At 59.2% G+C, this 13758-nt stretch carries 13 protein-coding genes; 7 read left to right on the forward strand and 6 right to left on the reverse strand.

Annotated elements, in window-relative coordinates; genetic code table 11:
• Window positions 1-3: 3 nt before the first annotated feature.
• On the reverse strand, window positions 4-1800 hold the full coding sequence (locus RVY79_RS12350) for a GGDEF domain-containing protein (protein ID WP_317464504.1): 1797 nt from the start codon (window positions 1798-1800) through the stop codon (window positions 4-6).
• A gap of 188 nt (window positions 1801-1988) precedes the next feature.
• Here RVY79_RS12350 and RVY79_RS12355 point away from each other — a divergent pair, with 188 nt between their 5' ends.
• Together RVY79_RS12355 and RVY79_RS12360 are read left to right on the forward strand one after the other, a co-directional pair.
• Window positions 1989-2453 (forward strand): transcriptional regulator, encoded by a 465-nt coding sequence (locus RVY79_RS12355; protein ID WP_317464506.1) that lies wholly within the window; start codon window positions 1989-1991, stop codon window positions 2451-2453.
• 452 nt (window positions 2454-2905) lie between these two features.
• Window positions 2906-4369, forward strand: a complete 1464-nt coding sequence (locus RVY79_RS12360) for a catalase (protein ID WP_317464507.1) — start codon at window positions 2906-2908, stop codon at window positions 4367-4369.
• Between the two features lie 137 nt (window positions 4370-4506).
• On the opposite strand, the gene RVY79_RS12365 is transcribed toward RVY79_RS12360, so the two are convergent.
• Window positions 4507-5553, reverse strand: a complete 1047-nt coding sequence (locus tag RVY79_RS12365; RefSeq protein ID WP_317464509.1) for an aldo/keto reductase — start codon at window positions 5551-5553, stop codon at window positions 4507-4509.
• Window positions 5554-5902: 349 nt separating this feature from the next.
• Here RVY79_RS12365 and RVY79_RS12370 point away from each other — a divergent pair, with 349 nt between their 5' ends.
• Window positions 5903-6697 (forward strand): RsiV family protein, encoded by a 795-nt coding sequence (locus tag RVY79_RS12370; RefSeq protein WP_317464510.1) that lies wholly within the window; start codon window positions 5903-5905, stop codon window positions 6695-6697.
• Window positions 6698-6721: 24 nt separating this feature from the next.
• Here the strand turns inward: RVY79_RS12370 and yejK are convergent, their stop codons facing one another.
• From yejK to RVY79_RS12390, 4 genes are all read right to left on the reverse strand, one after another.
• The gene (gene yejK / locus RVY79_RS12375; protein ID WP_317464511.1) at window positions 6722-7717 is read right to left on the reverse strand and encodes a nucleoid-associated protein YejK; all 996 of its coding nucleotides are present in this window, start codon (window positions 7715-7717) and stop codon (window positions 6722-6724) included.
• Window positions 7718-7781: 64 nt separating this feature from the next.
• Complete coding sequence (locus RVY79_RS12380; RefSeq protein ID WP_317464512.1) at window positions 7782-8543, reverse strand: ABC transporter permease; 762 nt, start codon at window positions 8541-8543, stop codon at window positions 7782-7784.
• On the reverse strand, window positions 8540-9547 hold the full coding sequence (locus RVY79_RS12385; RefSeq protein WP_317464513.1) for an ABC transporter ATP-binding protein: 1008 nt from the start codon (window positions 9545-9547) through the stop codon (window positions 8540-8542). Before RVY79_RS12385 ends, RVY79_RS12380 begins: the two co-directional genes overlap by 4 nt.
• A gap of 122 nt (window positions 9548-9669) precedes the next feature.
• Window positions 9670-10392, reverse strand: a complete 723-nt coding sequence (locus tag RVY79_RS12390) for a YebC/PmpR family DNA-binding transcriptional regulator (RefSeq protein WP_317464514.1) — start codon at window positions 10390-10392, stop codon at window positions 9670-9672.
• A gap of 188 nt (window positions 10393-10580) precedes the next feature.
• On the opposite strand from RVY79_RS12390, the gene RVY79_RS12395 reads away from it, so the two are divergent.
• The 4 genes from RVY79_RS12395 to RVY79_RS12410 all read left to right on the forward strand — a co-directional run bounded on the left by RVY79_RS12395 (window position 10581) and on the right by RVY79_RS12410 (window position 13746).
• Complete coding sequence (locus RVY79_RS12395) at window positions 10581-11204, forward strand: LemA family protein (protein ID WP_317464515.1); 624 nt, start codon at window positions 10581-10583, stop codon at window positions 11202-11204.
• A complete protein-coding gene (locus RVY79_RS12400; protein ID WP_317464517.1) occupies window positions 11204-11989 on the forward strand; it encodes a TPM domain-containing protein in 786 nt (261 codons plus the stop codon). The genes RVY79_RS12395 and RVY79_RS12400 overlap by 1 nt, the downstream gene beginning before the upstream one ends.
• 21 nt (window positions 11990-12010) lie before the next feature.
• Window positions 12011-12628: a TPM domain-containing protein gene (locus tag RVY79_RS12405; protein WP_317464518.1), complete on the forward strand. Its 618-nt coding sequence runs from the start codon at window positions 12011-12013 to the stop codon at window positions 12626-12628.
• A 110-nt stretch (window positions 12629-12738) separates the two neighbouring features.
• Window positions 12739-13746: an NAD(P)-dependent alcohol dehydrogenase gene (locus RVY79_RS12410; RefSeq protein ID WP_317464519.1), complete on the forward strand. Its 1008-nt coding sequence runs from the start codon at window positions 12739-12741 to the stop codon at window positions 13744-13746.
• The last annotated feature ends 12 nt before the right edge of the window (window positions 13747-13758 follow it).

Below are 13758 nucleotides of genomic sequence, written 5' to 3' on the forward strand. Positions count from 1 at the left end.
ACGTCAGGGGCGCGCGTAGCAGGCCGCCCAGTCCAGCGCTTCATCGAGGGGTAGGGCGGGACTGTACAAAAAGCCCTGCCCCATGTCACAGCCCAAGGCGATGAGCTTTTCCTCGGTAGCGCGATGCTCGACACCCTCGGCGATGACGCGGCGATTGAAACTCTTGGCCAGCGCGATGATCGCCTCGACGATCATTTCATCCTCGGGGTCGTTGAGCATGCCGAGGATGAACGAACGGTCGATCTTGATCTCGTTGGTCGAGAACTTGCGCAGGTAGCTCAACGAGGCGAAACCGGTGCCGAAGTCATCGAGCGAGAGCTGCACGCCCAGTGCCTGGCATGCCTTGATATTCGATGCTGCGAGGCCCGCATCGTCGAGTGCCGTACTTTCGAGAATTTCGAGCGTCAGATGTTTGCGAAACGCCATGTCATACCGGCTTAGCGTGTTGTTGAGATGATCGAGAAACTCGTCGTTGAGAAAGTGGGATGGGCTCAGGTTGATGCTGATAGTGTAGGGAAGATCCCGTACTTGGAACGTTTCGAGGGTCGACACCGCCTGGTTGATGACCTGTTTGCCGAGCTCGATATCGAGCTTGGTATGCTCGATATAGGGCAGGAAACGCCCCGGATACACGAGCTTGCCGGAGGGATGGTGCCAGCGTATCAAGCACTCGAATCCTGATACGATACCGGTCTTGTAATGTAACTGGGGTTGATAGAAAAGTTCGAGCTGATCGTTGTCCAGTGCGTGCTGCACTTGCTCTCCGATGGCAAAGCGCTCTTGCTGGGTGTGATGGCTCTCAAGGTCGAAGAAGTGATAACAGTTCTTGCCTGTTTCCTTAGCGGTGTACATGGCTTGATCGGCGTGGCGTAGCAGCAAATCGCTATCCGAGTCATCGCTTGGAAAACGTGTTATCCCCATGCTGGCGGACAACTCGATCACATGTCCTTGAAGATGCATGGGGCGGCGCAGTTGATCGAGAATATGACGGTAAATTCTTGGGTTTTCGACGTCACGGAGAATGAGCACGAACTCGTCACCACTCAGGCGGGCGGTGACGTCGTGATGACGTATGGCGCTGTGGAGTCGATCCGCAACGCATCTGAGTACGTCGTCACCGACCGCATGGCCCTGGAAGTCGTTGATCGCCTTGAAGTCGTCCAGGTCGAGAAAACACACTGAAATCGAACCGCGCCGTTGCTTTGCCGCAGTGAGTTCATCTTGGAAAAAACCATCGAGAAAATGCCGGTTAGGTAAGCCAGTGAGAACGTCGGTCTTGCTCGCTTCATGTAATAGCCATTTTTTTTCCTGTTTTCCAGCATTCAGGTGCTCGCGCTCGAGTTCTTCTTCCAATATCGCCGCTAGGCTGCGCAAGACGCTGAAGTCCATGCGAGACGCGTCACGTGGCGCGGAGTCAATGAGGCATAAGGTGCCGATCGTGAATCCCATGGGGTTGCGTACGGGGATGCCGGCATAGAAGCGAATGAAAGGCGCGCCGGTAACGAGTGGATTTTTATAGAAAAGAGGATCGTTAGCTGCGTCTTCAACGACATAGATACCATTTTGTTGAATAGTATGATCACAGAAGGCATGTCGCCGGGGAGTCGTGTCCATGCCAAGATTTTGCTTGGATTTGAACCATTGGCGCTTGGCATCGATGAGCGTGAAGAGCGTGATGTTGACCTGATAGTGCTGCTTGGCAATACGCGTCAGGCGGTCGAAGCGTTCTTCCGGGGGGGTATCTAGAAGTCCAATTTCGTGCAGTGCATGAAGTCGACGTTGTTCATGTCGTTTTAGCATCACAATGCCATCCCCCGATGTCTATGATATGCAGCCGTTTGTTTGAATTCAGTGAGACGTCGTGCGAGGCACTTAGCCGATTCACCTTCCCCCTGTATCATGGATTCCACCACCCGGAAGCACCAAGGCATAGAGGCTGAACCATGAACCGTCCAATCAGAGCACTGAATGGATAATTCAATATTAAAGTGAACTACGATTCAACGCGAATTGAATCATTGATTCAAATTCAGCGTATGAATGAAAAAACCATGTTCGCCGAACGCCTTCAAAAGGCCCTTGTTGCCGCAGGCTATGAGCCTCGCCCCTCGGTACTTGAACGCGAGTTCAATCTCCGTTACTGGGGAAAGCCGATTACATTCCAAGCGGTACGGCGTTGGCTTCGTGGTGACTCCATTCCTGCACAGGATAAGCTTCAGGTGCTTGCCGAGTGGCTGCGTATCGAACCGCATGTGTTGCGCTATGGAGATGAGAGTGAGCGAGCGCTTTATGCCGCGCCCAATGAACTGGATGTCGTACCGGTCTATGGCGACGAAGCTGAAGTACTGAAAATTTACCGTAGCCTGCCTAGCGAGCAACGCAAGGTGCTGCGCCATGTCATCGATACATTCGGCAAAGCGAATGCGCCCAACGATAACGAGGACACGTCGTGAGCAAAACCGCCAAGGTATCGAGCCCTACTTCGGCATTGGAGGCGAGGGGCTTTGAGGGTGGTATGTAGACTGTCAGTGATTTTAGCGTGCCGCGTGTCACGTGCTATGAAACTTCTTGATGACAAAAATAGTTAAAGACTATCAAGTGGTTAGGGTTGATTGAGTCTTGCGCATAGCGATCCCTTGCCATGCCGGGCTTTGCGGGCTGAATTACCCCATCGGCTATGGCTGGGGAGAGGCTGGTCATGGCCGTCCTGGCCGCTTGGGCAACTGCGTGTAGGTAGACAGTCACTAGGGTTATTTCCTATACATGAAGAGGGGGAACGGGAGGTCCCCCGGCCAGATTGCACCATCGCGCCAGTGGTTCTATTCCACGGACCTGCGGTTCGATCCCAGGGAAAGGGCGTGGCGACATGCCGTGCCACATACGAAAATGATGGGGAGATATCATCGTGACGCAAGACAATCGCAAGCCGACGACGACAGACGCCGGGATTCCGGTGGCCAGCGACGAGCATTCGCTATCCGTGGGTCCTGACGGTCCGATCGTAATGCACGATCACTATCTCATTGAGCAGATGGCGAATTTCAACCGCGAGCGGATTCCCGAGCGTCAACCGCACGCCAAGGGTAGTGGGGCATTCGGTCATTTCGAAGTGACTGAGGATGTCAGCAAGTACACCAAGGCGGCCGTCTTCCAGCCCGGTACCAAGACCGATGTGCTGATCCGCTTCTCCACGGTGGCCGGCGAACGCGGGAGTCCCGACACGTGGCGCGATCCGCGCGGGTTCTCGATCAAGTTCTACACCAGCGAAGGCAACTACGACATGGTGGGGAACAACACGCCGGTGTTTTTCATCCGTGACCCGATGAAGTTCCAGCACTTCATCCGCTCTCAGAAGCGTCGTGCCGACAACAACCTGCGCGATCACGACATGCAGTGGGATTTCTGGACGCTGTCGCCGGAGTCTGCGCACCAGGTGACCTGGCTGATGGGGGACCGCGGGATTCCCAAGACTTGGCGTCACATGAACGGCTATTCTAGCCATACCTATATGTGGGCCAATGCTCAGGGCGAGAAGTTCTGGGTCAAGTACCACTTCAAGACCGACCAAGGCATCGAATGCCTGACCCAAGAAGAAGCCGACCAACTGGCCGGTGAGGACGGTGACTACCATACCCGAGATCTCTATAACGCCATCCAGCAAGGTGACTACCCGAGCTGGACGCTCTACATGCAGGTCATGCCGTTCGCGGATGCCGATACGTACCGCATCAATCCGTTCGATCTGACCAAGGTCTGGCCGCACGACGACTACCCGCTGATCAAGGTAGGCAAGCTGCAGTTGAACCGTAACCCGACCGACAACCATGCCGAGATCGAACAGGCGGCCTTCGAGCCCAACAACCTCGTGCCCGGCATCGGTATCAGCCCGGACAAGATGCTCATCGGGCGTGTGTTCTCTTACGCTGATGCGCACCGTGCGCGACTCGGGGTCAACTACAAGCAGATTCCGGTCAACGCGCCCAAAGCCCCTGTGCATAGCTACAGCAAGGATGGGGCGATGCGCATCAACAAGGTCTCCGATCCGGTCTACGCGCCCAACTCCAAGGGTGGCCCGGCGGCGGATGGCGAGCGTTATCCCACTGACTCCACTTGGGAATCCAACGGCCAGATGGTGCGCGCGCCCTATGCCTTGCGCAAGGACGACGATGACTACAGCCAGGCCAATGAATTGATCAACAAGGTCATGGATGATGCCGCGCGGGATCGCTTGGTCAACAATGTGGTTGGGCATGCCTCTGATGGTGTCGAGGAGCCGGTGCTGTCGCGCGTGTTCGAGTACTGGAAGAACATCGATGCCGAGATCGGTCGGCGTATCGAAGAAGGCGTGAAGGCAAACAAGGGGCTGTAACGCACGGCCCGCTTTAGCCTTTACCTACTTACTTTATCACTACACGGTCCGCTTCTCTTCAGGGAAGCGGGCCGTGCTTTTTGCAAGCTCATCGTTGGTGGCGGGGGGGCTCGTCATGGGCGTGAGCGGACGTCGGTTCAGCGCTTGGCGTCGGCCAACTGTTGGCGGCGATAGTCGCCCTGGCGTTCGAACATCCAGCCGGGATACTCGGCGGGGAGTGCGCTGACGGCATCGAGCTCGGCGAGTTCCTCGTGGCTCAACGTGACCTGCGTGGCGGCAATATTGTCGTCGAGCTGGTCGACACGCTTGGCCCCGACGATGACACTCGTCACCGCTGACTGATGCAGCAACCAGGCCAGCGCGATCTGGGCCACGGAGGCGCCATGTGCCTTGGCGATCTTGCCCATCACATCAATGCAGTCGAAGGCACGCTCCTTGTCGACCGGCGGAAAATCGAAGTTGAGGCGACGGCTGCCCGCTTCGCCCTGACTGTCGCGCGTGTACTTGCCGCTCAAGAAGCCACCCGCGAGCGGGCTCCAGACCATCAGTCCGAGGTTTTCGCTCTGCAGCATGGGGATCAACTCGCGCTCGAGATCGCGCCCGGCAAGGGTGTAATAGGCTTGTAGTGACTCGAAACGCGCCAGGCCGTGACGTTCGGCGATGCCCAGTGCCTTCATGATTTGCCAGGCCGCCCAATTGGAGACCCCGACGTAGCGTACATGACCATGCTGTACGAGGGTGTCGAGTGCACGGACGGCTTCTTCGATGGGCGTGGCGGGATCGAAGCCGTGTATCTGGTAGACGTCGAGATGATCGAGTTGCAGGCGCTTCAGGCTGGCCTTGATGCCCTCCATGATGTGATAACGCGACATGCCACGGGCGTTGACGCCGCCATGGCCGGTTTCGCCGAATACCTTGGAGGCGACGACGACCTCGTCGCGTGGGACGTCGAGATTCTTGAGTGCCTGGCCGGTGATGATTTCGGACTGGCCCTGGGAATACACATCGGCGGTGTCGATGAAGTTGATGCCGGCATCCAGCGCGCGGCCGATCAGGCGCTCGGCGTCGCTTTGCTGTAGATCGCCGATCTGGCTCCAGAGCTCGCCCTGGCCACCGAAGGTCATGGTGCCGAGGCACAGTTCGGAGACGAACAAACCGGTATTGCCGAATGGTTGATAACGCATGAAACACTCCTGACGGTGATGAAATCGCCCCTCGTAGATAACCGCCGTTGTGACCCGTGGCGCGGCTAAGCGGCATGGGGCGGGGTGCCCTCCTTCAGTATGGACCCTATGACGACAGACAAAATGCGCGATTCTGTCGAGTTCATGCCCGATTCTGTTGTCAGCTCATCAACGCTTGCGTCGCGTCGTCCCGCCCAATGGATGGCAAGGGGCCAGTATGGCAAGAAGGGCCAGTGCCACTCACGCCTTCATCACTGGATATCGTCTATAGTGGGGCATGCGTAACGCGGCGGAACCGCGTCAGGAATAATAGTCGGGCCGGACCCCGGCGCATCAGGGAGGATGAATCTTGTTCTGTAAGGCTAATGTATCGATTGCGCGCCGTCTGGCGGGCGGTGGCGTCATGTTGGGCACCCTTGCGGTGCTCGGTGGTTGCCAAGCATGGTCACCGGTGGCGGCAAAGCTGGATGCCGAGCGCGTGGAGAAAAGTTTCGTCGAGCGTGGTTGTCCGGCAGGGCGTTGTGCGACCGTTGAGGTCGAATCGCTACGCTTTCCCGGTGCGCCGGGCCTGAGCGAGCGGCTACGAGACGAGTTGCTGAGCATGGGCTCGGGGATTACCAATGGCGAAAGCGATGCGCCGGCGTCGTCTTGGGAAGAGTATGCACAGACGTTTTTCGACGAGGCCAGAGAGACGCGAGAACGCGTTCCTGAATTGCCCGGTTACCAGGCGGTTTTCAAGGCGCAGGTCTATGACCGGCATGCCGACCTGACCACCGTCAAACTCGATAGCTACGTGTTCGCCGGCGGGGCGCACGGCATGCCGCTGACGGAATTCATGGTCATCGACGAACGCGAGCGACGCGTGGTGACACTCGATGACATGCTGCGCGAGGGGCAGACGCCGGCCTATCGCGAGGCGCTGTCGCGCGCGCATCTGCGTTGGCTGGAAGCACAACAGGCGGGTGTCGACTTCGCCGAATCCTGGCCGCTGAGCATGAACCGCAACGTAGCGCCGCTCGCCGACGAATGGCGGGTGCGGTACAACGCCTATGACATCGCCCCCTATTCATATGGGCAACCGGAGCTACGCATTCCTGCCCAGGCGCTCGAAGGCATCATCAAGCCACGCTATCTGGAGCGCTGATTTTCAAGTGCTTTCAGGTAATACCTAGTTCCGGCGCTGCTTGAGCTGTTCCTTCAGAGAGCCGGGCACTTGTTTGATGATCAGTCGATCACGCTCGGCGTCGAATTCGATGCTGTTGCCAAGTAGATGAGAGTCGAAGCTGATCGAGACGCCACTGGCGCGTCCCGTAAAGCGGCGGAATTGATTGAGTGCCCGTTTGTCCGGCGGAATCTCCTCGGAGAGTCCGTAATCCTGATGGCGAATGTAGTCGTAAAACGCCTTGGGGTGTTGTTCATCGACGAGTTCTGACAGCTCGTCGAGGGTTACCTTCTCGCCATGTTTGGCTTGGGTGCTGGCGTAGTCGATCATGGCATCGGTCTTCTCGCGGCTCTCGTCGTCGGCCAAGTCCTGGTGCGCGACATAGTCGCTGAACGCCTTGAGCAAGGTCCGGGTTTCGCCGCCGGCATCCACGCCTTCCTCGACGCCGAGCAGTTCGCGGAAGCCTTCGGCGAACTTCTTGCCGCCTCGATCCTTGATGAAAGATACGTACTGATGCGAGGTGCCTCCTTGCCATTGGGCAAGATCGATGCGCACGGCGAGCATCAATTGACCAAGATTGAGCTGAGGCGTCTCGGTCACTTCGAGGGCCTTGTCGATGGCAAAGCCTTGGCGATGATGGAGGAGTGCCACGCTGACGTACTGTGACTCGCCGTGCTGATAATGCACGAACAGCAGGTGGCCACCGACCGAGAGGTGGGCGTCGATCAAAGCCTTGATGCGCTCCGCCATCTGGGCACTCCAGGTGACGAAGTCGACCGATCCGGCCAGATACTCGGAGAGTCCTGCGGCGAAGGCGCTGCTACCGGTCTCGCCGAAGTGGCCCCACGCCTTGGGCTTGGCATGATAGCTGTCATTGACGCTCGTCAGCAGCGCCTCGAGAGACGCCGTCGATGACTGTGCCTGCTCGGCGCAGGTCAGCGTGGCGGGTGTCTCGGTATCGGGCTTGTCGATGCGGTGGAGGGTGCTGGTCAGAATCGGCATGGCGGCATCTTGATGAAAACGAAAATGGATATAATAGCGCGCACTACGGGCCAGCTTCTAAGGCCTAGGGCTTGATGTTGTAGCCGGTCTTGAAGATCCAGCCGACCAGTGCCAGGCATAGGCCCAGAAATACCAGGATCATGAGCAGGCTGGCACCGACGCTCACATCGCTAATGCCATAGAAGCTCCAGCGAAAGCCACTGACTAGATAGACCACCGGGTTGAACAGCGTCACCGTTTGCCACACAGGGGGGAGCATGTCGATGGAGTAGAAGCTGCCACCCAGGAAGGTCAGCGGCGTGATGATCAACAGTGGCACGAGTTGCAGCTTCTCGAAGCCTTCCGCCCAGATACCGATGATAAAGCCCAGCAGGCTGAAGGTGAGGGCGGTGAGTACCAGGAACAGCAGCATCCAGAACGGATGATCGATACGCAGGGGCACGAAGAAGCTGGCGGTGACGAGAATGATCAAACCCAGAATGAGCGATTTGGTGGCCGCTGCGCCCACATACCCGAGGACGATTTCGAGATAAGAGACTGGCGCCGAGAGCACTTCGTAGATGGTGCCGGTGAACTTGGGGAAGAAGATCCCGAACGAGGCATTGGAGACGCTCTGAGTGAGTAGCATCAACATGATCAGCCCGGGCACGATGAAGGCGCCGTAGCTGACACCTTCGACTTCCTGAATGCGTGAGCCGATGGCGGCGCCGAAGACCACGAAATACAGCGAGGTGGAGATCACTGGCGAGACCAGGCTCTGCAGTAACGTGCGCCATGCGCGAGCCAATTCGAAATGGTAAATGGTGCCGACCGCGCGGAAATTCATGGCTTCCTCACCAGGTTGACGAAAATTTCCTCCAGTGAACTTTGCTCGGTGTGGAGGTCCTTGAAGTGAACGCCCGCTGCTTCGATATCGTTGAGCAGAGCGCTGATGCTCGTCGGCGTCGAGTGCTCGTCAGATGACGCGGCGTAGGTATAGATCAGCACCTGACCGCCGTCTGTCAGGCTTAACGGATAGTTCGCCAGCGTCTCGGGAATGGTCGCTAGTGGCGTTTGCAGGTCGAGCCGGAGCTGCTTACGGCCCAATTTGCGCATCAGGGCGGCTTTTTCTTCGACGAGCACGATTTCACCATCGTTGATCACACCGATGCGGTCGGCCATCTCCTCGGCCTCTTCGATGTAGTGCGTGGTCAGGATGACGGTGACGCCTTGGTCGCGTAGTTGCCGCACTACGTCCCACATGTCGCGGCGCAGCTCGACATCGACCCCGGCGGTGGGCTCATCGAGAAACAGAATCTGTGGCTCGTGCGCCAGCGCTTTGGCGATCAGTACCCGGCGCTTCATGCCGCCCGAGAGCGTGATCATCTTGTTGCGACGCTTGTCCCACAGCGACAATGACCTGAGCACACGCTCGATGTGCGCGGAGTCGGCGCGCTTGCCGAACAGGCCACGGCTGAAGCTGACCGTGTTCCAGACCGTGGCAAAGGCGTCGCTGGTCAATTCCTGGGGGACGAGACCGATCTGCTCGCGCGCGGCACGGTAGTCGGTGACGATATCGTGGCCGTTGACACGGACCTGGCCGTCGCTGGCGTTGACCAGCCCGCAGATGATGCTGATCAAGGTGGTCTTGCCGGCGCCATTGGGGCCCAGCAGGGCGAAGATTTCGCCACGCTGGATATCCAGGTCGATACGTTTGAGCGCCTCGAAGCCCGAGGCGTAACGCTTGGTCAGCCCCTGAACGGCGATCACCGAAGGCGTGGTTTGCAAGGTGTGGGCGCGTGCAGTGGAGCGAGCTTCTGTGGCAGTGGCGTCTGCGATGTCATGACTCATTCGATACCGGGCTCCCGTGGATAATGGGACGATCAGTATAGGCGCGCGCCGGCATGTCGTGGCCGGCGCTCACCTGATCGGGTAAGTACATCGTCGACGAGTGCCTCGTCGGCGAAGCCGGGTCAGTCCTGCGGCTCGGCGCTATGGTAGATGTTCTGCACATCGTCGAGGTCGTTGAGGGTGGCGAGCAACTTGTCGAGCATGGCCACGTCATCACCGGCGACTGGGGTCGTGGTCTGTGGCAGGAACTGGATCTCGTCAGCCTCGAAATCGAGCTCGCCGAAAGCCTCGGAGAGGGCCTGCTTGGTCTTGGCGTATTCGGTATGGGGCGCGAATACGGTAATGCGATCGGCTTCGCTTTCGATGTCGGTGACATCGACATCGGCCTCCATCAAGGCTTCCAGCACCGCTTCCTCGTCGCTGCCCTCGAAAGCGAGGATCGCACAGTGATCGAACATGTGGCTGACGCTGCCCGGGGTGCCAAGTTTGCTCTTGGCTTTGTTGAAGCAGGCGCGTACGTCGCCGAAGGTGCGGTTGGGGTTATCGGTCAGGCATTCGACGATGACCATGCAACTGCCCGGCCCGAAGCCCTCGTAGCGCGCAAGGGAGTAGTCCTCGCCGCCACCGCCCTTGGCCTTGTCCAGCGCCTTGTCGATGACGTGCGACGGGACTTGATCCTTCTTGGCGCGTTCGATCAAGCCGCGCAGGGCGAGGTTGCCCTCGGGGTCGATCCCGCCGGCTTTGGCGCAGACGTAAATCTCGCGCCCGTATTTGCTGTACACCTTGGTCTTGGCGTCGGCCGTCTTGGCCATGGATTCCTTGCGGTTCTGGAAAGCCCTACCCATGTCATGCCCTTTCAAGTTATTCGCAACGTACAGAATTCTACGCAACATCGGCGTATGAGGCAGGTTTAATTTTGCGACGCCAACCGTGTCTGCGAAATGCTGAGCTGTCTCAGACGCCGCTATGCTTAATGCGCGCTCACCTGTAACTTAGGAAGCTACTATTTGCCCACTTTACACCGGAAATGCGTATGTCGATGCAATCCATGCCAATGCCGTTTACCGCTCGCTCCGTCTGGCACGTCATGCTGTGGTTGTGCCTTGCCGTCTCGCTGACGGGCTGTGGTATCAACGATATCCCCACGCTGGACGAGAAAGTGAAGTCGGCCTGGGCGCAGGTCGAGAACCAGTACCAGCGGCGCGCGGACCTAGTGCCTAACCTGGTGGAAACCGTCAAGGGCTTCGCCAACCAGGAACAGGAAACACTCACCGCCGTCATCGAGGCGCGCTCCAAGGCGACCTCGATCAATATCGATGCCGACTCGCTGGACGATCCCGAGAAGCTGAAACAATTCCAGCAGGCCCAGAGCCAATTGACCGGGGCGCTGAGTCGCCTGATGGCAGTGTCTGAACGCTATCCGGAGTTGAAGTCGAACCAGAACTTCCTGGCACTGCAGTCGCAGTTGGAAGGCACCGAGAATCGCATCGCTGTGGCACGCCGCGACTTTATCCAGGCGGTCGAGCAATACAACACCGAGATTCGTACTTTCCCCGGGCGACTCTGGCATGCCTTGCTGTATAGCGACATGTCGGTTCGCGAAAATTTCGACGCGACCGCTGAGAACGCCGATCAGGCGCCTGAGGTGGAGTTCTGATGAAGCATTGCATCCGTCTGACATGCCTGATGCTGCTGTGGGCTTTTGCCCTCAGCGTTCAGGCCCAGGATATCGAGTTTCCCGAGTTGACCGGGCGTGTGGTCGACCAGGCCAACCTGTTGAATGCGTCGACCGAAAGTGAGTTGAGCGGCATGCTCGCGGCGCACGAAGAAGGTACCGGCGAGCAGGTCGTCGTGGTCACGCTGCCCGATTTACAAGGTGCGCCGATCGAGGAATATGGCTACCAGTTGGGACGACATTGGGGCATCGGTCAGGAAGGTGAAGACACCGGTGCGCTGCTGATCGTCTCCATGGAAGAGAAGGCCATCCGAATCGAAGTCGGCTATGGCCTCGAGGGGCGCCTGACCGACGCGCAGTCCTCGGCGATCATCACGCAGACGATCGCGCCGGCGTTTCGTGAGGGCGATTACGCGACGGGGATTACCCAAGGCACTGAAGCGATCATCCAAGTCCTGGGCGGCGACCCGATGGCCAATGCGCCTCCTGCCGGCTCGTCGTCCGGGAATGACAAGTCGCGCGATGTCGGCGGCGCATCGGTGGCATTCTTCGTCATGCTGATGATCGTCATGGGCATCGTGCGCGGCATCGGTGGTGGTGGACGCGGCGGACGTCGTCGCGGTCGTGGCGGCGGTTTGCTTGGCGGTGTACTGCTTGGCGGCGCCATGGGCGGCGGTTTCGGAGGTGGCGGTGGCGGCCTCGGAGGCGGTGGCTTCGGCGGCGGTGGTGGCGGTTTCGGCGGGGGCGGCGCCTCCGGTGGCTGGTAGATCAACGCAAGGGACAGCACCATGGCATTATTGAGCGATAGCGAGCAGCAACAGGTGCGTGATGCGATCACGCATATCGAGCACGGGACCGACGCCGAATTGGTGACCGTGCTTGCACCGCAGGCCGACGATTACACCTACATCCCGTTGCTCTGGGCGGGGATTCTGGCCCTGTTGATCCCCGGGGCGATCAATTACTTCCCTCAATGGCTGGGGGCCTCGGAGCTTTTGATCGTGCAGTGGGCGTGTTTTGCGGTGCTGGCGATCGTGTTTCGGCTGCCGGCAGTGACGACGCGGCTGATCCCGCGCCGCGTTCGCTTCTGGCGAGCTGCCAATCTGGCAAGGCGGCAGTTTCTCGAGCAGAACCTGCACCATACTCAAGACGGCACCGGCATGCTGATCTTCGTCTCCGAGGCCGAGCGCTACGTGGAAATCCTGGTCGATCGCGGGATTTCCAGCCGACTCGATGACGAGACCTGGCAGGGCATCGTCTCGACCTTCACCCAGCAGGTGAAGCAAGGCCAGACGCTACAGGGCTTTCTCTCCTGTATCGAAGCATGCGGCGAGCATCTTCGAGAGCACGTGCCCGCCACGCACGAGCGCAACGAACTTCCCAATCGTCTGATCGTGCTGGAATAACCGCCCCTTGCCTCGCGGCGATTTGCCACCATCATTCAGTAAGGGCTCTTGCGGGGCGCGTCATGTTGGATGCCTCCCGCAAGCATAGAATGACAGCACAGGAGAGCACGATGAACGTCGTCACATTACGTAGTCCGGGCGGGCTGGATAAGCTCGATGTTCACGAACGCGAAGCGCCGGGCGAACCGGGGCCGGGGGAGGTGCGCGTGCGAGTGCATGCCAGCTCGCTCAATTATCATGACTATGGTGTCGTCGCCGGGGCCATGCCGACCGAAGACGGTCGCATTCCCATGTCGGATGGGGCCGGTGTCGTCGAAGCCGTGGGTGAAGGCGTCGAGGAATTCACCGTGGGTGACCGCGTGGTCTCGACGTTCTTCCCCGGCTGGCTCGAAGGGCCGGCGCGGATTGGCGACTTCACCACCACGCCCGGGGATGGCGTCGATGGCTACGCCCGCGAGCAGGTCGTGCGTCCGACGACATGGTTCACCCACGCGCCACGCGATTACGATCATGCCGAAGCCGCTACCTTGACCACGGCCGGGTTGACCGCCTGGCGCGCGCTGGTAGTGGACGGCAAGCTCAAGGCCGGCGACACGGTGCTGGTGCTGGGCACCGGCGGCGTCTCGATCTTCGCCTTGCAGTTCGCCAAGCTGATGGGGGCCACGGTGATCGCGACCTCGTCCTCGGACGAGAAGATCGCACGGCTGAAGGAACTGGGCGCCGACCACACGCTCAACTACAAGACCGAGCCGGAATGGGGCAAGCGCGTCAAGGCGCTCACCGATGGCCGGGGCGTCGATCATGTCATCGAAGTAGGTGGCCCCGGCACGCTGCCGCAATCCATCGACGCCGTGCGCATCGGCGGACACATTTCATTGATCGGCGTGCTCACCGGACGCGGCGGCGAGATCCCCACCGCCAAGCTGATGGCCAAGCAGGCACGTCTTCAGGGCTTGATCGTAGGTAGCCGGCGCGATCAGATCGAGATGATCCGCGCCATCGATGTCAGCGACCTGCATCCGATCATCGACCGGCGTTTCGCCCTCGACGAGATCGCCGACGCGTTTCGTCACCAGGAAGCAGGACGTCACTTCGGCAAGATCTGCCTGGAATTCTGATCGTCAGCATCT

Source organism: Chromohalobacter sp. HP20-39 (genome assembly GCF_033052815.1).
Lineage (GTDB): Bacteria > Pseudomonadota > Gammaproteobacteria > Pseudomonadales > Halomonadaceae > Chromohalobacter.

Coding starts and splice junctions, on each gene's coding strand:
- RVY79_RS12410 (WP_317464519.1), top strand. CDS start 12,739: ATGAACGTCGTCACATTACGTAGTCCGGGCGGGCTGGATAAGCTCGAT.
- RVY79_RS12400 (WP_317464517.1), top strand. CDS start 11,204: ATGAAGCATTGCATCCGTCTGACATGCCTGATGCTGCTGTGGGCTTTT.
- RVY79_RS12380 (WP_317464512.1), bottom strand. CDS start 8,543: ATGAATTTCCGCGCGGTCGGCACCATTTACCATTTCGAATTGGCTCGC.
- RVY79_RS12365 (WP_317464509.1), bottom strand. CDS start 5,553: ATGCGTTATCAACCATTCGGCAATACCGGTTTGTTCGTCTCCGAACTG.
- RVY79_RS12385 (WP_317464513.1), bottom strand. CDS start 9,547: ATGAGTCATGACATCGCAGACGCCACTGCCACAGAAGCTCGCTCCACT.
- RVY79_RS12405 (WP_317464518.1), top strand. CDS start 12,011: ATGGCATTATTGAGCGATAGCGAGCAGCAACAGGTGCGTGATGCGATC.
- RVY79_RS12390 (WP_317464514.1), bottom strand. CDS start 10,392: ATGGGTAGGGCTTTCCAGAACCGCAAGGAATCCATGGCCAAGACGGCC.
- yejK (WP_317464511.1), bottom strand. CDS start 7,717: ATGCCGATTCTGACCAGCACCCTCCACCGCATCGACAAGCCCGATACC.
- RVY79_RS12395 (WP_317464515.1), top strand. CDS start 10,581: ATGTCGATGCAATCCATGCCAATGCCGTTTACCGCTCGCTCCGTCTGG.
- RVY79_RS12350 (WP_317464504.1), bottom strand. CDS start 1,800: ATGCTAAAACGACATGAACAACGTCGACTTCATGCACTGCACGAAATT.